A 19,340-nucleotide genomic window follows, 5' to 3' on the forward strand; every position below is an offset into this window, starting at 1 on the left:
GCCGGCCCGGGGGAACGCTGACGGTGCCGGAGCGGGCCAGCACGGCCCGTCCCTCCGGCCGCGGACCGGGCGGTGCGGCCCGGGCTCGGGGAGGCGGACACATGCCAGGGACGTGGCTGCTCGGCGCGGAGGCCGAGCAGGCCGACGGCGGAGTCGGGGACGGGGACGGCGCCCGCGCGGTGCTGCTCGGCGTGCGGGCGGGGGACGACGGGGCGGCCGACCCCCTCGACGAGCTGGAGCGGCTGGCCGAGACCGACGGCGTGGACGTCGTCGGCCGGCTGGTGCAGGCCCGCGACCGGCCCGACCCGGCGACCTACCTGGGCTCGGGCAAGGTCACCGAGCTGGCCGACCTGGTGCGGCAGCGCAACGCCGCCCTGGTGATCGCCGACGGCGACCTCTCCCCCGCGCAGGTGCGCAACCTGGAGGACCGCCTGGGCGCGCGGGTGGTCGACCGGACCGCCCTGATCCTCGACATCTTCGCCCAGCACGCCCGCAGCAGCGAGGGCAAGGCGCAGGTCGAGCTCGCCCAGCTCGCCTACCGGCTCCCGCGGCTGACCGGGCACGGCACGGAGCTGTCCCGCATCGGTGGCGGGCGGACGGCCGGCGGCGCGGGCACCGGCGTCCGCGGGCCGGGTGAGATGCGGCTGGAGCGGCAGCGCCGCCACCTGCGGCGGCGGATCACCCAGCTGCGCCGCCAGGTGCAGGACACCGCCCGGCGGCGGGAACGGACCCGCCAGCGACGCCGGCACAACCGGGTGCCCTCGGTGGCCCTGACCGGGTACACCAACGCCGGGAAGTCGGCGCTGATGAACCGGCTGGCCGGCGCCGACGTCCTGGTGCAGGACGCGCTGTTCGCCACGCTGGACCCGACCGTCCGCCAGGCCCGCACGCCGTCGGGCCGGGAGTACACCCTCAGCGACACCGTCGGCTTCGTCCGCCACCTGCCGCACCAGCTGGTCGACGCGTTCCGCTCCACCCTGGAGGAGGTCACGGAGGCCGACCTGGTGCTGCACGTCGTGGACGCCGCCGCCCCCGACGCGATGGCCCAGGTGACGACGGTCCGCGGCGTGCTCTACGAGATCGGCGCCCGCGACAAGGCCGAGCTGCTCGCGCTCAACAAGGTCGACATCGCCCCGCCGGGATGGGTCGCCGCGCTGCGGGCGGCCTATCCCGACGCCGTCGCGGTCTCGGCGGTGACCGGTGAGGGGGTCGACGACCTGCGGCAGGCGATCGAGCGGCGCCTGGGCTAGCGCTGGCGCACCCGTTCGGCGGCGTCCTCCAGGAGCACGCGCCGCTGCTCGGCGGGCCGGCGCGGGCAGGACGTGCACAGCGGCTCGCCGGGCAGGCGGTACAGCAGGCAGCAGGACACCCGCCGCACGAAGCGGACGCCGGTGACGTCGACGTAGCCGGGCACCGGCAGCGGCGGGCCGATCCCCGCGGCCAGTGGCGCGGCCAGGGCGGTCGCGCGGGGGACGTCGCCGAGCGCCCGCCCCAGCTCCAGCAGGCGGCCGGCGAGCGAGTCCGCCGCGATCGCCCACAGCGGCCGCGGGCGCCCCCCGCCGGCCGCGGCCACCGCCGTCACGACGGCCGCGAGCGACTCCCGCAGCTCGCCGGCCAGGTCGCCGCCGGGGGCCGCCGACGTCGCGGCGACCAGCGTCCCCCCGGCCAGGGCGTACAGCGTGGTGTCGGCCAGCCGGGCCGACAGCGGCCGCCCGGTCACCAGCCCGGCCAGGGCGGGGGTGAGCAGCACCGTCGAGGCCGAGTACCACCAGACGGTGGCCAGCACCCGCCGGTCGTCGCTGCGGTACCGCTCCGCCAGGGCCGCGATCCGTCCGGCGGTCCAGTCCGCGTCGGCGAGCAGGACGGCGGGGAGGGCCCGCGCCGCCGGGGGCGCCACCAGGCCCAGCGCGGCCGCCCCGGGCACCCGCGCGGCCACCTCGGCCTGCACCGACGCCGTCACACGGCCAGTCTCTCCGGCGCGCCGCGCCCGACTCCGCGCGGGACTGCCGCGGCGACGGTGCACGGGGCAGACGCGAGGCGGCCCCGGACCATACGGTGTGGCGGGGAGCACGTCGCGCCGTCGCGGCGTCGGACACGCAGGAGGTAGTCGTGAGCGAGACGACCGAGGTGGAGGGCCGCCGGTTCCCGGTGGCCGACGAGCTGGCCGCGCAGGCCAACGTGGGTCCCGACGTCTACGAGGAGGCGTCGCGCGACCGGCTGGCGTTCTGGGCGAAGCAGGCCGGGCGGCTGACCTGGGCACAGCAGTGGGACGACGTCCTCGACTGGAGCAACCCACCCTTCGCCAAGTGGTTCGTCGGCGGCCGGCTCAACGTCGCCTACAACTGCGTCGACCGGCACGTCGAGGACGGCCACGGCGACCAGGTCGCCTACCACTGGGAGGGCGAGCCCGGCGACACGCGGACCATCACCTACGCCCAGCTGAAGGACGAGGTCTGCAAGGCCGCCAACGCGCTGCTCGAGCTGGGCGTCCAGGCCGGCGACCGGGTCGCCATCTACATGCCGATGATCCCGGAGACGGTCATCGCCATGCTGGCCTGCGCCCGCATCGGCGCGGTGCACATGGTGGTCTTCGGCGGCTTCTCCGCCGACGCCCTCGCCAGCCGGCTCGACGACTCCGGCGCCGTCCTGGTGATCACCGCCGACGGCGGCTATCGACGCGGTGCACCCAGCGCGCTCAAGCCGGCGGTGGACGACGCCGTCGGCCGCGGCGGCGACGTGCGCAACGTCGTCGTGGTCAAGCGCACCGAGCAGGACGTCGAGTGGACCGAGGGCCGCGACCTGTGGTGGCACGACGTCGTCGACCGGCAGTCGACCGAGCACACGCCCGAGGCGTTCGACGCCGAGCACCCGCTCTACATCATGTACACGTCGGGGACGACGGCGAAGCCCAAGGGCATCCTGCACACCAGCGGCGGCTACCTCACCCAGGTCGCCTACACCCACTGGGCCACCTTCGACCTCAAGCCCGACACCGACGTCTACTGGACCGCCGCCGACGTCGGCTGGGTCACCGGCCACAGCTACATCGTCTACGGGCCGCTGGCCAACCGGGCGACGAGCGTCATGTACGAGGGGACGCCGGAGACCCCGCACCGCGGCCGCTGGTTCGAGCTGATCGAGAAGTACCGGGTGACCATCCTCTACACCGCGCCGACGGTCATCCGGACGTTCATGAAGTGGGGCGAGGACATCCCCGCCGGCTTCGACCTGACCAGCCTGCGCATCCTCGGCTCGGTCGGTGAGCCGATCAACCCCGAGGCCTGGCTCTGGTACCACGCGAACATCGGCGGCGGCCGCTGCCCGATCATGGACACCTGGTGGCAGACCGAGACCGGGGCGCACATGATCACCCCGCTGCCGGGCGTCACCAACCTCAAGCCCGGCTCGGCGCAGACGCCGTTCCCCGGCATCTCGGCCAAGGTCGTCGACGACGAGGGCAACGAGCTCGGCGACGACACCACCGGGCTGCTGGTGCTCACCGAGCCGTGGCCGGCGATGCTGCGCACCATCTGGGGCGACGACGACCGCTACGTCGACACCTACTGGTCGCGGTTCGGCAAGGACGTGTACTTCGCCGGGGACGGCGCCAAGAAGGACGCCGACGGGGACATCTGGCTGCTGGGCCGGGTGGACGACGTCATGAACGTGTCCGGGCACCGGATCTCCACCACCGAGGTGGAGTCCTCCCTGGTGGCCCACCCGGCGGTCGCCGAGGCCGCGGTCGTGGGGGCCAGCGACCCGACGACCGGGCAGGGCATCGTCGCGTTCGTCATCCTGCGCGGCAGCGCCGAGGACTCCGGCGACGACCTGGTCCAGACGCTGCGCCAGCACGTGGCCAAGGACATCGGCCCGATCGCCAAGCCGCGCCAGATCATGGTCGTGCAGGAGCTGCCCAAGACCCGGTCGGGCAAGATCATGCGTCGGCTGCTGCGCGACGTCGCCGAGAACCGCGAGCTGGGCGACGTCACCACGCTGACCGACTCGTCGGTGATGAACCTGATCAAGGACAAGCTGCCGGCGTCGTCCTCCGACGACTGAGCGGAGTGCGGGAGCGCAGGGTTCCTGCGCTCCCGCACTCCGGTCGGGGGACACCGGGACGCGCGCCCGGTGATCATGGGGCACCATTCCTCCAGGTGGACCGCCCGCCGGGCGGCCCCAGAGTCGCCACCGACCTCAGGAGGTGCCCCCGTGGCCCACAGCGCATCGTCGACCCCGTCCCAGGGCCGGATCGCCGGCGCGGAGGAGCCCTCCATCGGCGTGCTCGTGCAGAGCGCCATGGCCGACGTGTCGACGCTGATCCGCAGCGAGATCGAGCTGGCCAAGGCCGAGGTCGGGACGTCGGCGAAGAAGGCCGGCATCGGCGCCGGCGCGTTCGGCGCCGCGGGCGTCCTGCTCGCCTTCTCCGGGATCTTCCTGTTCGTCACCATCGCCGAGTTCATCACCTGGCTCGGCCTGCAGCGGTGGATCTCCTACCTGATCGTCTGGGCCTTCATCGTGCTGCTGGCCGCGATCGCCGCCCTGGTGGGCCGCAGCCAGATCAAGAAGATCGAGAAGCCCGAGCGCACGATCGAGACGCTGCGCGAGCTGCCCGGGGTGGTGCACCGGGAGGCCCCCGGCGAGCGTCGCCGCGAGGTCCCGACGGTCAGCAACGGGCGCGTGCAGCTGCGCGGCAACGACAACTACACCGTCTGACCAGGGCACCGCGCGCGGATCGGTGAGTGCCCCCGAGGAGGAGCCGCCCGACGCCACCAGCGTCCTGCTGCCCGGCCCCTGGACGCACCGCGACCTGTCGGCCAACGGTGTCCGGCTGCACGTGGCCGAGGCCGGCGAGGGTCCACTGGTGCTGCTGCTGCACGGCTTCCCGGAGTTCTGGTGGGCCTGGCGCGCCCAGCTGCCCGCGCTGGCCGCGGCCGGCTTCCGCGCCGTCGCCCCGGACCTGCGCGGGTACGGCGGCAGTGACAAGCCGCCCCGTGGCTACGACCTGCCGACCGCGGCCGCGGACGTCGCCGCGCTGGTGCGGGCCCTCGGGGAGCGGGACGCCGTCGTCGTCGGGCACGACTGGGGCGGTCTGGTGGCCTGGACGGTGGCGGCCCTGCACCCGCGCAGCGTCCGCCGGCTGGCCGTGCTCTCCATGGCGCACCCGCGGATGCTGCGTGCGGCGTTGCGGGACCGCGCCCAGCGGCGGGCGCTGCGGCACGTCCTGGGGTTCCAGCTGCCGCGGCTGCCCGAGCGGCGCCTGACCCGCGCCGACGACGACCCGGTGGCCGAGCTGATGCGCCGCTGGGCCGGCCCGGTGTGGACCTCGACCGCCGACTTCGCCGAGGCGGTCGCCCGCTACCGGTCCGCGGCGCGCATCCCGCAGGCCGCCTACGGCTCCATGGAGTACTTCCGCTGGGCCGGCCGCTCGCAGCTGCGCCCGGACGGGCTGCGCTACGCCCGCCGGATGGCCGCACCGGTGACCGCCCCGACGCTGCAGTTGCACGGCGGCCTCGACGCCTGCGTGCTGCCCTCGTCGGCGCGCGGCTCCGGCCGCTACGTCGCCGGCGCCTACGAGTGGCGCGAGCTGGCCGGCATCGGCCACTTCCCGCACGAGGAGTCCCCCGACGAGGTCAGCGCCGCACTGGCCGCCTGGGCCCGCTGAACTCCCCTGCAGGGCCCGTGGCGGGCCTGCGAGCCGTGGGGGGCAGAGGGTCCTCCTACTCGCAGGCGCCGGTCAGGACCTCCGCCGTCGCCGTCGTCCCCGACTGCGCCGCGTCGGCGACCTGGGCGTTGGTCAGGGCGTAGCCGGTCATCGGGTCGTCGATGGCCGAGGCGAACACGACCCCGAGGACGTGCCCCTCCCGGTCGAACAGCGGCCCACCGGAGTTCCCGGCCCGGACCTCGCCGTACAACGCGTAGACATCGCGCACCACGGTCTGCGTGTCCCGGAAGTCGGGCCCGCTGATGTCCCGGCGGTCGCGCACCCGGGCCGGGCCGACGAACAGGTCGCCGCCTCCGGGGTAGCCCATGATGATCGCGTCGGCGCCGGTGTCCACCGGGCCGGGCGCGAAGGTCAGCGGCACCTGCGGCAGCCCGGGGACGGCGAGCACCGCGATGTCGGTCTCCTCGTCGACGTAGACCGGGGTGGCGTCGTACTCCTCCCCCTCCGCGGTGACCACCGGGTCGGGGACCCCGGCGAGCACGTGCGCGTTGGTCAGCACCCGCTGGGGCGCGTAGACGAACCCGGAGCCGTCGATCTGCCGCGAGCAGGACGGCGCGACGCCGCTGATCTGCACCACCGAACCCTGCACCGAGGCCACCACCGGGCTGGCCAACAGGGTCTGGTCCGGCGCCGGCACCTCCCGGGCCTGGGTCGGGGTGAGGGGGTCGAGGACGTCGGGCAGGCCGGGTCGGTCGATCGCCTCCCGCAGCGAGTCGTAGACCGCCCGCACGCCGTCGGGGACGCTGCGGTCGACCGCCTGCACCAGCGACGACTGCCGCACCTGGCCGGCCACCTCGGGGAACGGGGCGCTGGCCAGCGGGGAGGCCACCATCCAGGCGACGAGCAGCACCGCCGCGGCCGAGACCACCGCGCCGGCGACCGAGTCGACCACCTTGGCCGGCTCCCAGGTCACCCGTGTGCGCACCGCGCGGCCGACGGCCCCGGCCACCAGCTGTCCCAGCAGCGCGCCGGCGAGGACGACGACCAGCGCGGCGAAGACCCGGGTCACCGGCGAGCCGTCCACCCGGTCGGCGACCGCTCCCGACAGCTGCGCGCCGAGCACCGCTCCGCCGAAGAAGCCGAGGAAGGACGTGGCCGAGACGATGAGCCCCTGCCGGAAACCGGAGAACGCGAACGCCAGCGCGAGTGCGATGATCACGAGGTCCACGATCGACATCGCCTAACCGCTCACCGTCATGGTCCCGACCTGGCCGAGCTGGGTGTGGAAGCTGCACTCGAAGCCGTAGTCGCCGGGCGCGGACACGGTGAACTCGATGGTGCGGCTCTCCCCCGGGGCCAGCAGCGGGATCTCCGGTTCGATCGCCGCGGGGCCCGCGCCCGGCGTGAAGCGGAAGTTGTGGGTGAGCTGCTCGGCCACGTTCACCACGGTCAGCCGCACCGGGCCCGGGGCGACGGTGAACCGGTCGGGGGTGAACACGTAGTCGTCCTGCGTCTGCAGGGTGACCTCCTGGACGCCGTCGGGCGCCGTGGTCACCGTGCCGACCGCGGGGCCCGCGGAGGACGAGGGCGCCGCCGCGCCGCCGTCGTCCCCACCGCCGCACCCGGCGAGCAGGACCGCTGCGGCAGCGAGCACCGCGGCCTTCCGGCAGGGGCCCGCCGCCAGCCTCCACCGGCCGCCCTGCAGGGGCTCGCGAGCCCGCGCGTGGTCGGGAGCAAGGGGGTCCTGCACGGGGGGCACGGAGGTCCTTCGGCCGCTCATCGCGGGGGAACCGTACGCGTCGGAGGCCCGTCCGGCGCGGGATCGGCGACCGTCGGCGCGGCGGCCTCCTCCTCCTCGGCGGGGTCGAACGTCCCCAGCAGCCGCGGACGACGGATCCCGAGGACCGGCAGCGGGCGGACGTCGTCCTGGTCCCACGGCCGGGCCAGCCCCGCCGCCTCCAGGATCGCGTCGAGGAGGGCGCCGGTGAACCCCCACACGACCATGCCGGCGACGCCGAAGGCCGGGCCGACGTAGCCCGACGGGTGCCGGGTGCGGAACCGGTTGGCGGGGTCGGCCAGGTCGGCGAGCGGCACGCGGGCGACCCGCGCGACCTCCCGCGGGTCCCCGACGGCGACGTCCCGGGGGTCGTCCCACCAGGCCACGACCGGGACGACGAGGTTGTCCGACGGGCCGAGGAAGAGCTCCGGCAGGGTGGCCAGCACGCGGACGCCGTCGGGGTCGATCCCGGCCTCCTCCTCCGCCTCGCGCAGCGCGGTGCCGACCGGGTAGTCGTCGTCCGGGTCGGCCCCGCCACCGGGGAACGCCGGCTGGCCGGCGTGCGTGCGCAGGTGCGCGGCCTTCTCGATGAGCAGGACGTCGGCGCCGCGCGGGCCCTCGCCGAACAGGATGAGCACCGCCGAGCGGCGGGCGGTGGCCGAGGGCCGGCCCATGCGGTGGCGCAGCGGCAGGTCGACCGATGCGTCGAGCAGCCGGTGGAGGTACTCGGGCAGGTCGTCGTCCCGCGGCGTCACAGGGTCACCCCCAGGTGCTCGGCCACCAGGCCCTCGAGCTCCCCGAGCGAGGTGACCGGGCGCAGCTGCAAGTGGGCGACCGAGCCGTCGGCCCGCAGGAGGTAGGTGTAGGGCAGGCCCCGCAGTCCCTGCTCGATGGCCAGCTCCCCCTGGGCGTCGACGCCGGTGGGCATGGTGATGCCCGCGTCGGCGGCGAAGGCCAGCCCGTTGCTCGCCGGGTCCTGGCTGACCAGCCCGACCACGCGCAGCCGGTCGCCGGCCTCGTCGGCGAGCTGCTGCACCAGCGGCAGCTCCTCCCGGCAGGGCCCGCACCAGCTCGCCCAGAGGTTGACCACCGTCGGCAGCCCCTGCGCCCGGCCGAGGGCCAGCTCGCCGCCGCCCAGGCACTCCACGGTCACGTCGGCGAGCACCTCACCGCCGTACGCCGGCCGGTCGGGCTGCGGGGGACAGGGTGCGGTGGTGTTCTCCACCGACGGCGCGGTCGGCGCGGCCGCGGCGTCCGGCTCGTCGGTCCCGCACCCGGCCAGCGCCGCCGCCAGCAGCACCAGCGCGGCGGCGGCTCCCGTGCCGCGGTCGCTCATTCGGTGTCGGAGGCGGCCGGGGTCTTCACCAGCTTCACGGCCACCTCCGGGTCGGTCGGGCCGATGCCGTAGGACGGGCACCAGCGGGCCAGGCCGCACGCGCCACAGGCGGCCTTCTTGGCGTGGCAGACCCGTCGGCCGTGGAAGATCACCCGGTGGGAGAACATGGTCCACTCCCGCTTGGGGATCAGCTCGGCGACCTCGGCCTCGACCTTGACCGGGTCCTCCTCCGCCGTCCAGCCGAACCGCCGGACCAGCCGGCCGAAGTGGGTGTCCACGGTCAGCCCGGGGACGTCGAAGGCGTTGCCCAGGACGACGCTGGCCGTCTTCCGGCCGACCCCGGGCAGGGTGACCAGGTCCGCCATCCGGCCGGGCACCTCGCCGTCGAAGCGCTCGACGAGGGCCTGGGCGAGCCCGAGCACCGAGTTGGCCTTGGCGCGGAAGAACCCGGTCGGCTTGAGGATCTCCTCCAGCTCGGCGCGGTCGGCACCGGCCAGGGCCACCGCGTCCGGGTACTTGGCGAACAGGGTCGGCGTGACCCGGTTGACCATCTTGTCGGTGGTCTGGGCCGACAGCACGGTGGCCACGAGCAGCTCGAAGGCGTTGGTGAAGTCGAGCTCGCAGTGGGCGTCGGGGTGGATCAGCGCCAGCTCCCGGGCCATCCGCCGGGCGCGGCGGGTGCGCGCCAGCGGCGTCTCCTCCGGGTCGAACGGCGTGCCACCGCGTGCTGCGGCGCGCCGCGCGTGCGGGGGGACGGGACGTGCGTAGGCGGGCGAGGACACGCGGTCGAGGGTAGGCGGATCCCCTGACGACTCCGGGCCCGTGCCATCATCGCAGCCGCCGCGGGCCGGGCGTCGGACCGCAGGTGACGGGGTACACAGGAGTGCGCGCGGGCGCCGGCCGGGCCGGAACCGCCCCCGACGAGGACAGAGGAGGTACCGGGTGGTCGCCCTCATCGTCATCCTCTTCCCCCCGCTGCTCATCGCCTTCCTGCTGGTCATGGAACGGGTGGAGGAACCGCTGCGGCGCCCGACCGGGCCGCGCGAGGTCGCGGAGTTCCTCCACACCGCCAGCCCCGGCGAGGTGGACACGCTGGCCAACTCCGGGATCCGGCGCGCGATGGCCCGCTGGCGCCGGCGGCGCAGGTCCCGGGTCCGCCGCGAGGCCGAGCCGCCCGTCGTCTGACGACGGCCGCGGGAGCATCGCAGCGAGCGCCAGCGAGCGAGGAGCGGACCGCGGCGTGGAGTCAGACCCGTCGACGTCGTCTGACGACGGCCGCGGGAGCATCGCAGCGAGCGCCAGCGAGCGAGGAGCGGACCGCGGCGTGGAGTCAGACCCGTCGACGTCGTCTGACGACGGCCGCGGGAGCATCGCAGCGAGCGCCAGCGAGCGAGGAGCGGACCGCGGCGCGGAGTCAGACCCGTCGACGTCGTCCGAGGGAGGACCCCGTCCCGAGGGCCGTCACGGAGGGCGTCGTCACCCTTCGGGGGTGCCCACCTCCCCACTGATCGGGTGACCACGCGCACAGCCCCCTAGACTCACACCGGACAGCGCGGCGCGGACGCGCGCGCTGACGGGAGCCGCCGGTTGTCGGCACTCCCCGGTGGTCGTGCGAGAGGACGCGTAGTGGACGAGGTGCTGGCCCAGTCCGGGCTCTTCCAGGGGCAGTCGGAAGAGGCGGTGGAAACGGTCATCAGCCGCCTCGAGACCCTCACCCTGCCCCGGGGGCGGGTCGTGTTCAACGAGGGCGAGCCCGGCGACAGCCTCTACATCATCCTGTCGGGCAAGATCAAGTTGTCCCGGCGGTCGCCGGACGGGCGCGAGAACGTCCTGGCGGTCATGGGCCCGTCGGACCAGTTCGGCGAGCTGTCGGTCTTCGACCCCGGGCCGCGCACGGCGACGGCCACCGCCGTCACCGACGTCAAGCTGGCCCGGATGCCGCAGTCGGTGATCCGCCCGTGGATCGAGGCGCACCCGGAGATCGGCGAGCAGCTGCTGCGCGTGCTGGCCCGCCGCCTGCGGCGCACCAACGACTCGGTGGCCGACCTGATCTTCACCGACGTCCCCGGCCGCGTGGCCAAGGCGCTGCTGCAGATGGCCGACCGGTTCGGCAGCCGTGAGGGCGAGGGCCTGCGGGTCAAGCACGACCTCACCCAGGAGGAGCTGGCCCAGCTGGTCGGGGCCTCCCGGGAGACGGTGAACAAGGCGCTGGCCGACTTCGTGCACCGCGGCTGGATCCAGCTGCAGGGCAAGTCGGTCGTCGTCCTCGACGAGGAGCGCCTGCGCCGTCGCGCCCGCTGAGCGACGCACGCCGAGAGGCCCCGGGACCGGATGGGTCCCGGGGCCTCTCGTGCATCCGGCGTCACCGACCTCGCCTCGTGCTCGCCGAGCGCGCGGTGTACCGCGAGGTCGGCGACGACACCGCGGTGATCGACCACCGACGGCCGGTGGGAAGACGACGTCATCGCGAGGTGACCCGGAGGGTCACGAAGGAAGCGGCACGACCAGCCGGATACGCGTGCCGTCGGGCAGCACCGCCCAGCGGCCGTCCGGCTCGTCCTCGAACGTCGGGCTGATCGGGTGCAGCGGCTCCGGCGGGGAGCCGGCCAGCACCGCCGCCACGTCGGCGAAGGGCTCGAGCTGGCCGAGGGTGTGAATTGTGGGCGGCAGCATGGGGCGGGTGCCGGCCGACAGCTCGGCCAGCGCGGTGGCCGGGGTGAGCCAGCTCGCCTCGTCGGCCTCGCCGGTGACGTGCCGTGCCTCCTGCCCGACCGGCAGCGCGGCGGCGAAGAACTTGGTGTCGTAGCGGCGCGGCTCGTCCGGCGGGGTGATCCAGTGCGCGAACGGGCGCAGCAGGTCCGAGCGCAGCGCCAGGCCGCGGTCGGCGAGCAGCTCGGCCAGGGACAGCTCACGGGTCAGCAGGGCCTGCCGCTGGGCCTCCCAGTCGTCCCCGGTGACGTCCGGGACCACCCCGATCCCGTCGGCGCCGTCGGGAGAACCGGCCAGCAGGACCCCGGCCTCCTCGAAGGTCTCGCGGACGGCGGCGCACACCAGCTCGCGGGCGGTGGGCTCGTCGCAGCCGAACGCCGTCGCCCACTGCGCCGGGGACGGGCCGACCCAGGCGGTCCGGACGTCGGCGTCCCGCGGGTCGACGCCGCCGCCGGGATAGGCGGTCATCCCGCCGGCGAAGGGCATCCCGCGGGTGCGGCGCAGCAGGTAGACCTCGAGCCCCGAGGTGCCGTCCCGCAGCAACAGGACGGTGGCCGCCTGGCGGGGTCCGGTCACCTCAGCTCGACGGTGAGCTCGACCTCGACGGGCGCGCCCAGCGGGAGCTCGGCCACACCGACGGCACTGCGGGCGTGCCGGCCGGCCTCGCCGAACACCCGTCCGAGGAGCTCGCTGGCGCCGTTGACCACCCGCGGCTGCCCGGTGAAGCCCTCGGCGCTCGCGACGTAGCCGACGACCCGCACCACCCGGGCGACCGAGTCCAGCCCCACCAGCTCGTCGATCGCGGCCAGCGCGTTGAGGCAGGCCACCTTCGCGTCGTGGGCGGCGTCCTCGGGGTCGACCGACCCGCCGACCTTGCCCGTGCGGCGCAGCCCGCCGTCGACGAAGGGCAGCTGCCCGGACGTGTACACCAGCGAACCGCTGCGGACGGCGGGGACGTAGGCCGCCACCGGGGCGGCGACCGGGGGCAGCCGGATGCCCAGCTCGGCCAGCCGGGCGTGCCAGCTCTGGGTCTGCGGCGTGGTCATGGCGAGCTCAGCCCAGGGGGCGCTTGAGGTAGGCCACCGGCTGCTCGGCGCCGGCGGGGCCGGGGAGCACGGTGACCAGCTCCCACCCGTCGACGCCCCAGGAGTCGAGGATCGCCTTGGTGTTGTGGATCAGCAGCGGGATGGTGGCGTACTCCCACCGCACGCGGGCCGGTTCGCTCATGGGCGCGACGCTAGCGCAGTGGGAGGACCCCCCTGCCCCCCACCGCGAGCGAGCTCGCGGCGGGCCCCTGCAGGAGGGCCGCGCTGCTGGCGGGTGCGGGAGCCCGGAGGACGGTGGCCTCCTAGGCTGGTTCCCGTGAGCCCCGAACCCTTCCCCGTGCGCTGTCACGTCGTGACCGGGAAGGGCGGGACGGGCAAGACCACCGTCGCGGCCGCCCTCGCCCTGGCCCTGGCCGCCGAGGGCCGCCAGGTGCTGCTGGTCGAGACCGAGGGCCGGCAGGGCATCGCCCAGCTGTTCGACACCCCGCCGCTGCCCTACGAGGAGCGGAGGGTGGCCGTCGCCCGCGGCGGTGGCGAGGTGAAGGCCCTGGCCATCGACGTCGAGGAGGCGCTCCTCGAGTACCTGGAGATGTTCTACAACCTCAAGCGGGCCGGCCGGGCGCTGCGCAAGATGGGCGCCATCGACTTCGCCACCACCATCGCGCCGGGCCTGCGCGACGTGCTCCTCACCGGGAAGATCAAGGAGGCGGTCACCCGCCGCCGTGACGGGAAGCGGGTGTACGACGCCGTCGTCGTCGACGCCCCGCCCACGGGCCGGATCACCCGGTTCCTCAACGTGACCGGGGAGATGGCCGGGCTGGCACGCTCCGGCCCGATCAAGACGCAGAGCGACGGGGTCATGGCGGTGCTCAAGTCGCCGCAGACGGCGGTGCACCTGGTGACCCTGCTCGAGGACATGCCGGTGCAGGAGACCGCCGACGCGATCGCCGAGCTCACCGCGACCGGGCTGCCGGTCGGGTCGGTGGTCGTCAACATGGCGACCGAGCCGCTGCTGCCCGAGGAGGACCTGCTGCGCGCCGCCGAGGGCCGGCTCACCGGCGCCGAGCTCGCCCCGGCCCTCGCCGCCGCCCACGTGCACGACGGTCCCCAGGTCGCCGACGCGCTGGCCGCCGAGGCCATCGACCACGCCCGGCGCTGGGCCGCCCAGGACGAGTTGCGCGACGAGGTGGAGGCACTGGACCGGCCCACGGTGGAGCTGCCGCTGCTGCCCGGCCCGATCGACCTCGGGGCCCTCTTCGAGCTCGCCGGGCGGCTCGAGGAGCACCTCCGGACGGCGGTGGCGGCGTGACCCAGCCGGCACCCCAGGCGGCTGAGCGGCACCGGCACCCGCGCCCGGCGGCGCCGCCTCCGCCGCAGGCCCTCCCGCTGGAGCTGGAGGAGCTCATCGAGGACCCGGCGACCCGGATCCTCGTCTGCTGCGGGGCGGGCGGCGTGGGCAAGACGACGACGTCGGCGGCGCTGGCCCTGGCCGCGGCCGAGGCCGGGCGCACCGTCGTCGTCCTCACCATCGACCCGGCGCGGCGGCTGGCCCAGTCCCTCGGCCTGGTCGAGCTGGACAACGAGCCGCGGCAGGTCGACGTCCCGGGGGCCAAGGGCGAGCTGCACGCGATGATGCTGGACATGAAGCGCACGTTCGACGACATCGTGTGCGCGCACTCGACGCCCGAGCGGGCAGAGCAGATCCTCTCCAACCCCTTCTACCAGGCCCTGTCGTCCTCCTTCGCCGGCACGCAGGAGTACATGGCGATGGAGAAGCTGGGCCAGCTGCGGGCCAGCGAGCAGTGGGACCTCATCGTCGTCGACACCCCGCCGTCGCGGTCGGCGCTGGACTTCCTCGACGCGCCCAACCGGATGAGCCGCTTCCTCGACGGCACGATGATCCGGCTGCTGACCGCGCCGGCCCGCGCCGGCGGCCGGGCCGGGATGCGCCTGGTCGGCGCCGGGTTCCTGGTGTTCAGCCGGATCATCAGCAAGGTGCTCGGCGGGCAGCTGCTGCGCGACATCTCCGCGTTCGTCTCGGCCCTGGACACCATGTTCGGCGGGTTCCGCGAGCGGGCCACGGCGACCTACGAGCTGCTGCGCCGGCCGGGCACGTGGTTCGTCGTCGTCGCGACGCCCGAGCCCGACGCGCTGCGCGAGGCCTCCTACTTCGTCGACCGGCTCTCGGCCGAGCAGATGCCGCTGGCCGGGCTGGTGCTCAACCGCACCCACCCGCCGGCGACGACGGTGCTGACCGCGACCCGCGCCGACGGTGCCGCCGAGGAGGTGCTCGAGGCCGGCGGGGAGGCCGCCGAGCTGGCCGCCGGCGCGCTGCGCGTGCACGCCGACCGGATGACCGTCGCCGCCCGGGAGCAGCGGCTGGCCGACCGGTTCACCAGCGCCCACCCGGAGGTCGCCGTCCGCACGGTGCCCGCCGCCGCCGGCGACGTGCACGACCTCGACGGGCTGCGCGGGATGGCCGACGCACTGACCGGCCCGGACGACGACACGCCGACGGGCGTGCCCCGGACACGCGTCCTCCCCGCGCGCCGTCGCTGACGGCGACGTCAGGAGCGCGCGGCACCGTACATTGGCTCGCGATGTCTCCCGCCGCCTCCCCCCGCGCCCGGGTCCTCGCGAAGCTGGCCGCGACGATCGTGCTCGCCGGTGCCCTGGTCGCCGGCATGATGCTGCCCTTCGTGGGCGGCTCGGGCCTGGTCGCCCGCAACTCCGCCTCGCTGCTGGACGCCCTCCCCGTCGAGCTCACCGACCAGGCCCCCGCGGGCAACACCCGCGTGCTGGCCGCCGACGGCTCGCTGATCACCTACTTCTACCGGGACAACCGCACCCCGGTGGCGTCCGACCAGATCGCCGACGTCATGAAGCAGGCGCTGGTCGACATCGAGGACTCGCGCTTCTACCAGCACAACGGCCTCGACGTGCAGGGCACGCTGCGGGCGCTGGCGACCAACCTGGCGGCGGGCGCGGTGCGCGAGGGCGGGTCGACGCTGACCCAGCAGCTGGTCAAGCAGACCCTGGTGCAGACCGCCACCACGCCCGAGGAGCGGACGGCGGCGACCGAGGAGAGCGTGGGCCGCAAGCTCAAGGAGGCGCGGCTGGCGCTCGCCCTCGAGGAGAAGTACGGCAAGGACGAGATCCTCACCCGCTACCTCAACATCGTGTACTTCGGGCAGGGCTCCTACGGCATCCAGGCCGCCGCCCAGAGGTACTTCAGCGTCAACGCCGCCGACCTCACCCTGCCGCAGGCGGCGATGCTGGCCGGCCTCGTGCAGAGCCCGACCAACGACGACCCGATCACCAACCCGGAGAACGCCCAGGTCCGCCGCAACCAGGTGCTGCAGCGGATGCTCGACCTCGGCCACATCGACCAGGCCCAGTTCGACGAGATCTCCCCCACGCCGGTCGAGGTCCGCCCGGGCACCTCCCCGCCCAACGGGTGCATCGACGCCGCCGTCGGCGGGTTCTTCTGCGACTACCTCTACGGCTACCTGCGGGGGACGCTGGGGCTCGGCGAGGACGAGATCAAGAACGGCGGCTGGACGATCCAGACGACGCTGCGGCCGGACATGCAGGTCGCCGGCGACCAGGCGGTGCTCAACACCCTCGCGATGGGCGACGAGCTGGTCGGCACCTACACGGCCGTGGAGCCGGGCACCGGCCACGTGCTGGCGATGGCGAACAACCGCCGCTACGGCTGCGACGACCCCGACTGCGAGTCGGTGAACTTCAACGTGGTGCCCAGCAAGGGCTCGGGCTCCACCTTCAAGGTCTTCACCGCCGCGGCCGCGCTCGAGCAGGGCTACTCGAAGTACTACACGATCTCGACGGGCAGCCGGTACGTCTCCCGGGTGTACCGGGACGGCGCGGGCTACTACGACATCGGCAACGCCGGCAGCGGGTACCCGGGCACCCTGGACATGACCAAGGCCCTCTACATGTCCTCCAACACCTACTTCCTGGCGCTGGAGGACCGGCTCGGGTCGGTCGAGGGACCGGTGCGGATGGCCGAGCGGATGGGCATGCACTTCGACGCCGCGAACCAGTGGCCGGCCGACACGATCATCGCGGAGAACCGGGGCTCGTTCACCTTCGGCACCGACGCGGTCAGCCCGCTGGACCTGGCCAGCGCCTACTCCACGCTGGCCGCCAGCGGCACGCAGTGCGACCCGAAGCCGGTGACCCAGATCCTCGACGTCAACGGCGAGCCGCTCACCGGTGAGGACGGCGAGCCCGTCGTCAAGGACGACAACTGCACCCCGGAGGCGATCCCGCCGGGCGTGGCGAACACCCTCAACCAGATGCTGCGCGGTGACGTCGAGCCGGGGCACCCGGGCCAGACCGCCAGCCGCGCCTACGTCCCGGGCCACCAGATCGCCGGCAAGACCGGGACGATCAACAACAACGCGTCGGTGGCCTTCGTCGGCTACACGCCCGAGTACACCGCCAGCGTGATGGTGTTCAACTCCGCGGCCGACCGCAGCGTCGGGGGCTTCGGTGGCGGCAAGGGGGCCACCATCTGGCACGACGCGATGGCCCCCATCCTGAGCAACCAGCCGACGGCGGAGTTCCCGCCGGAGGACCCGGTCGTGGCCAACGGCAACACCCGCCAGGTGCCCTCCTGCACGTCGGTGAGCACCTGCCGCTCGGCGCTGCAGGGGGCCGGGCTGCGCGCCACCGTCAGCGAGGTCGACAGCAGCGAGCCCGAGGGCGCCGTCGTCGGCACCGACCCCCGCGCCGGCAGCCGGGTCAGCAACGGCGAGACCGTGGCCATCCTGGTGAGCAACGGCTCCGAGGTCGCCCGGGAGGAGTCGGAGGCCCCGGCCGACGGCGGCGACGAGAGCGCCGACGACGGGGACGGCGGCGGTGACCGCAACGGGGACGACGACGGCGACGGCGACGAGGCCGACCGCGGGAACCGCGGCCGCGGCGACGGCGACGACGGGGAGAACTGAGCACGGGCCCCGTCCCAGCACACGGCCCCGGTGACCGGACACCCGGTCACCGGGGCCGTGTGCTGCCCGGGGCCGGTGTCAGGGACCGTCGGCCCAGCGCAGGTAGCAGACGACCGCCCGGTGGTCCGAGGGAGCCACCCCGTCCACGGGGTCCCCGGCCAGCACCGCCGCGTCAACGGCGCGCAGGGTGCGCAGCAGCGCGTCCTGGCGCTCGCGCCAGCGGTCCCCGAAGCGCCACCAGACGTTCCAGGTGGCCACCCGCACCGGCCCGGCCGCCACCGCGGTCAGCCCAGCTGGCGGCGGACCTCGGCGGCCACCCGGCCGCCCTCGGCGCGGCCGGCGACCTCGGCCTGCAGCGCGCCCATGACCCGGCCCATGTCCTTCATGCTGCTGGCCCCGGTGCGGGTGACCACGTCGGCCACCAGCGCGGCCAGGTCGGCGTCCTCGAGCTGGGCGGGCAGGTAGCCGGCGACGACGTCCCCCTCGGCGCGCTCCCGGTCGGCCTGCTCCCCGCGGCCGGCGGCGGCGAACGCCTCGGCGGCCTCGCGGCGCTTCTTGGCCTCCCGGCGGAGCACGGCCCGCACCTCGTCGTCGCCGAGCTCGCGGGCCTCCTTGCCGGCCACCTCCTCCGAGCTCACCGCGGCCAGCACCATCCGCAGGGTCGCGGTGCGGAGCTCGTCGCGGTTCTTCATCGCGGTGGTCAGGTCGGCGCGCAGCTGTTCCTTGAGGTCGGACACGCGTCCAGCCTGGCACGACAGGTCCCGGCCCGGCGCTGCGTACCCTGGGCTGCCGTGCGCGCTCCCACCGTCCTGGCCTCGCTCGCCGCCTCGGCCGCCGCAGGGCTCGCCTACGCCTCCCTCTACGAGCGCACCCGGTGGACGCTGCGCCGCTTCGACGTCCCCGTGCTGCCGCCAGGGGCGGCTCCGCTGCGGGTCCTGCACCTGTCCGACCTGCACATGACCGCGGCCCAGCGGTCGAAGCAGGAGTGGGTGGCCTCGCTGGCCGAGCTGGAGCCGGACCTGGTGGTGGACACCGGGGACAACCTGGCCGGCGTCGACGCCGTCCCGGGCACGCTGCGCGCCCTCGAGCCGCTGCTGGACCGGCCGGGCGCCTTCGTGCCCGGCAGCAACGACTACTACGCGCCACGGCCGAAGAACCCGCTGAAGTACTTCAAGCGCGACCACAAGCGGGTGCACGGCGACCCGCTGCCCTGGCCGGACCTGCGGGAGGGCATGGCCGGCCGCGGGTGGGTGGACCTCACCAACGCCCGGGGCGAGCTGACCGTCGGCGGACGGCGGATCGTCCTCGCCGGCGTCGACGACTCGCACATCCGGCGGGACCGCTACGACCGCGTCGCCGGGCCCGCGGACGCGACCGCCGACCTGCGGATCGGGCTGGCCCACTCCCCCGAGCCCCGGGTGCTCGACCGGTTCGCCGCCGACGGCTACGACCTGCTGCTGTGCGGCCACACCCACGGCGGCCAGCTGCGGGTGCCCTTCTACGGCGCGCTGGTGACCAACTGCGGGATCGACCGCGACCGGGTCCGGTGGCTGCACCGCTGGGCGGAGCCGTCGGCCGCGCACCCGAACGGGACGTGGCTGCACGTGTCCGCGGGCCTGGGCACCAGCCCCTACGCGCCGGTCCGGTTCGCCTGCCCGCCGGAGGCGACACTGCTCACCCTGACCGCCCGTCAGGGCTGAGGAGGTCGTCGGTTAGACTCGACGCGTACCTCGGGGTGTGGCGCAGCTTGGTAGCGCGCGTCGTTCGGGACGACGAGGTCGCAGGTTCAAATCCTGTCACCCCGACCAGTGCTCAGGGGCCGCCGGAAGGCGGCCCC

General features: G+C 74.7%; 21 protein-coding genes and 1 tRNA gene. 11 read left to right on the forward strand and 11 right to left on the reverse strand.

What is annotated here, in order from left to right:
• Positions 1-101: 101 nt before the first annotated feature.
• The gene (gene hflX, locus ACI79C_RS15360; protein WP_456946528.1) at positions 102-1,250 is read left to right on the forward strand and encodes a GTPase HflX; all 1,149 of its coding nucleotides are present in this window, start codon (positions 102-104) and stop codon (positions 1,248-1,250) included.
• Here the strand turns inward: hflX and ACI79C_RS15365 are convergent.
• Positions 1,247-1,960: a (2Fe-2S)-binding protein gene (locus ACI79C_RS15365; RefSeq protein ID WP_456946529.1), complete on the reverse strand. Its 714-nt coding sequence runs from the start codon at positions 1,958-1,960 to the stop codon at positions 1,247-1,249. The two genes, hflX and ACI79C_RS15365, sit on opposite strands and share 4 nt — an antisense overlap.
• A 149-nt stretch (positions 1,961-2,109) precedes the next feature.
• On the opposite strand from ACI79C_RS15365, the gene acs reads away from it, so the two are divergent.
• From acs to ACI79C_RS15380, 3 genes are all read left to right on the forward strand, one after another.
• Complete coding sequence (acs, locus tag ACI79C_RS15370) at positions 2,110-4,059, forward strand: acetate--CoA ligase (RefSeq protein ID WP_456946530.1); 1,950 nt, start codon at positions 2,110-2,112, stop codon at positions 4,057-4,059.
• A 150-nt stretch (positions 4,060-4,209) separates the two neighbouring features.
• Positions 4,210-4,713 carry a phage holin family protein gene (locus ACI79C_RS15375; protein ID WP_456946531.1) on the forward strand — a complete coding sequence of 168 codons (504 nt, stop codon included), beginning with the start codon at positions 4,210-4,212 and terminating at the stop codon, positions 4,711-4,713.
• A gap of 22 nt (positions 4,714-4,735) precedes the next feature.
• Positions 4,736-5,662, forward strand: coding sequence for an alpha/beta fold hydrolase (locus ACI79C_RS15380; protein WP_456946532.1), 927 nt, complete (start codon positions 4,736-4,738; stop codon positions 5,660-5,662).
• Between the two features lie 55 nt (positions 5,663-5,717).
• Here ACI79C_RS15380 and ACI79C_RS15385 read toward each other — a convergent pair whose 3' ends face one another.
• From ACI79C_RS15385 to nth, 5 genes are all read right to left on the reverse strand, one after another.
• Positions 5,718-6,899, reverse strand: a complete 1,182-nt coding sequence (locus ACI79C_RS15385; RefSeq protein WP_456946533.1) for a MarP family serine protease — start codon at positions 6,897-6,899, stop codon at positions 5,718-5,720.
• A gap of 3 nt (positions 6,900-6,902) precedes the next feature.
• On the reverse strand, positions 6,903-7,316 hold the full coding sequence (locus ACI79C_RS15390; protein WP_456946534.1) for a plastocyanin/azurin family copper-binding protein: 414 nt from the start codon (positions 7,314-7,316) through the stop codon (positions 6,903-6,905).
• Positions 7,317-7,438: 122 nt separating this feature from the next.
• Positions 7,439-8,194: an NUDIX hydrolase gene (locus tag ACI79C_RS15395; protein WP_456946535.1), complete on the reverse strand. Its 756-nt coding sequence runs from the start codon at positions 8,192-8,194 to the stop codon at positions 7,439-7,441.
• Positions 8,191-8,775, reverse strand: a complete 585-nt coding sequence (locus tag ACI79C_RS15400; RefSeq protein ID WP_456946536.1) for a TlpA family protein disulfide reductase — start codon at positions 8,773-8,775, stop codon at positions 8,191-8,193. Before ACI79C_RS15400 ends, ACI79C_RS15395 begins: the two co-directional genes overlap by 4 nt.
• A complete protein-coding gene (nth, locus tag ACI79C_RS15405; protein ID WP_456946537.1) occupies positions 8,772-9,557 on the reverse strand; it encodes an endonuclease III in 786 nt (261 codons plus the stop codon). Before nth ends, ACI79C_RS15400 begins: the two co-directional genes overlap by 4 nt.
• Positions 9,558-9,717: 160 nt before the next feature.
• Here nth and ACI79C_RS15410 point away from each other — a divergent pair, with 160 nt between their 5' ends.
• Both ACI79C_RS15410 and ACI79C_RS15415 read left to right on the forward strand, forming a co-directional pair.
• On the forward strand, positions 9,718-9,960 hold the full coding sequence (locus tag ACI79C_RS15410; protein ID WP_456946538.1) for a hypothetical protein: 243 nt from the start codon (positions 9,718-9,720) through the stop codon (positions 9,958-9,960).
• A gap of 441 nt (positions 9,961-10,401) precedes the next feature.
• Entirely contained in the window at positions 10,402-11,076 is a 675-nt protein-coding gene (locus tag ACI79C_RS15415) for a Crp/Fnr family transcriptional regulator (protein ID WP_456946539.1), read from the forward strand.
• A gap of 183 nt (positions 11,077-11,259) precedes the next feature.
• Here ACI79C_RS15415 and ACI79C_RS15420 read toward each other — a convergent pair whose 3' ends face one another.
• Genes ACI79C_RS15420 through ACI79C_RS15430 form a run of 3 tightly spaced genes read right to left on the reverse strand, consistent with a single transcriptional unit; the run spans position 11,260 to position 12,711 of the window.
• Positions 11,260-12,060: an NUDIX hydrolase gene (locus ACI79C_RS15420; protein ID WP_456946540.1), complete on the reverse strand. Its 801-nt coding sequence runs from the start codon at positions 12,058-12,060 to the stop codon at positions 11,260-11,262.
• The gene (locus tag ACI79C_RS15425; RefSeq protein WP_456946541.1) at positions 12,057-12,530 is read right to left on the reverse strand and encodes a RidA family protein; all 474 of its coding nucleotides are present in this window, start codon (positions 12,528-12,530) and stop codon (positions 12,057-12,059) included. Before ACI79C_RS15425 ends, ACI79C_RS15420 begins: the two co-directional genes overlap by 4 nt.
• Positions 12,531-12,537: 7 nt before the next feature.
• Complete coding sequence (locus ACI79C_RS15430; protein ID WP_456921386.1) at positions 12,538-12,711, reverse strand: hypothetical protein; 174 nt, start codon at positions 12,709-12,711, stop codon at positions 12,538-12,540.
• Between the two features lie 135 nt (positions 12,712-12,846).
• Between ACI79C_RS15430 and ACI79C_RS15435 the strand changes: the two genes are divergently transcribed.
• Genes ACI79C_RS15435 through ACI79C_RS15445 form a run of 3 tightly spaced genes read left to right on the forward strand, consistent with a single transcriptional unit; the run spans position 12,847 to position 17,503 of the window.
• Positions 12,847-13,839, forward strand: coding sequence for an ArsA-related P-loop ATPase (locus tag ACI79C_RS15435; RefSeq protein WP_456946542.1), 993 nt, complete (start codon positions 12,847-12,849; stop codon positions 13,837-13,839).
• The gene (locus tag ACI79C_RS15440; protein WP_456946543.1) at positions 13,836-15,089 is read left to right on the forward strand and encodes an ArsA family ATPase; all 1,254 of its coding nucleotides are present in this window, start codon (positions 13,836-13,838) and stop codon (positions 15,087-15,089) included. The genes ACI79C_RS15435 and ACI79C_RS15440 overlap by 4 nt, the downstream gene beginning before the upstream one ends.
• A 41-nt stretch (positions 15,090-15,130) precedes the next feature.
• Entirely contained in the window at positions 15,131-17,503 is a 2,373-nt protein-coding gene (locus ACI79C_RS15445) for a penicillin-binding protein (RefSeq protein WP_456946544.1), read from the forward strand.
• Positions 17,504-17,581: 78 nt separating this feature from the next.
• Here the strand turns inward: ACI79C_RS15445 and ACI79C_RS15450 are convergent, their stop codons facing one another.
• Both ACI79C_RS15450 and ACI79C_RS15455 read right to left on the reverse strand, forming a co-directional pair.
• Positions 17,582-17,782 (reverse strand): endonuclease/exonuclease/phosphatase family protein, encoded by a 201-nt coding sequence (locus ACI79C_RS15450; RefSeq protein WP_456946545.1) that lies wholly within the window; start codon positions 17,780-17,782, stop codon positions 17,582-17,584.
• A 5-nt stretch (positions 17,783-17,787) separates the two neighbouring features.
• On the reverse strand, positions 17,788-18,240 hold the full coding sequence (locus ACI79C_RS15455; protein WP_456946546.1) for a GatB/YqeY domain-containing protein: 453 nt from the start codon (positions 18,238-18,240) through the stop codon (positions 17,788-17,790).
• A gap of 54 nt (positions 18,241-18,294) precedes the next feature.
• Between ACI79C_RS15455 and ACI79C_RS15460 the strand changes: the two genes are divergently transcribed.
• Entirely contained in the window at positions 18,295-19,203 is a 909-nt protein-coding gene (locus ACI79C_RS15460) for a metallophosphoesterase (RefSeq protein ID WP_456946547.1), read from the forward strand.
• A gap of 31 nt (positions 19,204-19,234) precedes the next feature.
• Positions 19,235-19,311 (forward strand) — tRNA-Pro (locus ACI79C_RS15465).
• Positions 19,312-19,340: the final 29 nt, after the last annotated feature.

The organism is Geodermatophilus sp. SYSU D00697 (assembly GCF_054050175.1).

Excerpts from the sequence above, each read along its gene's own strand:
- hflX (WP_456946528.1), top strand. The coding sequence starts at position 102 with ATGCCAGGGACGTGGCTGCTCGGCGCGGAGGCCGAGCAGGCCGACGGC.
- ACI79C_RS15385 (WP_456946533.1), bottom strand. The coding sequence starts at position 6,899 with ATGTCGATCGTGGACCTCGTGATCATCGCACTCGCGCTGGCGTTCGCG.
- ACI79C_RS15400 (WP_456946536.1), bottom strand. The coding sequence starts at position 8,775 with ATGAGCGACCGCGGCACGGGAGCCGCCGCCGCGCTGGTGCTGCTGGCG.
- ACI79C_RS15425 (WP_456946541.1), bottom strand. The coding sequence starts at position 12,530 with ATGACCACGCCGCAGACCCAGAGCTGGCACGCCCGGCTGGCCGAGCTG.
- ACI79C_RS15430 (WP_456921386.1), bottom strand. The coding sequence starts at position 12,711 with ATGAGCGAACCGGCCCGCGTGCGGTGGGAGTACGCCACCATCCCGCTG.
- ACI79C_RS15445 (WP_456946544.1), top strand. The coding sequence starts at position 15,131 with ATGTCTCCCGCCGCCTCCCCCCGCGCCCGGGTCCTCGCGAAGCTGGCC.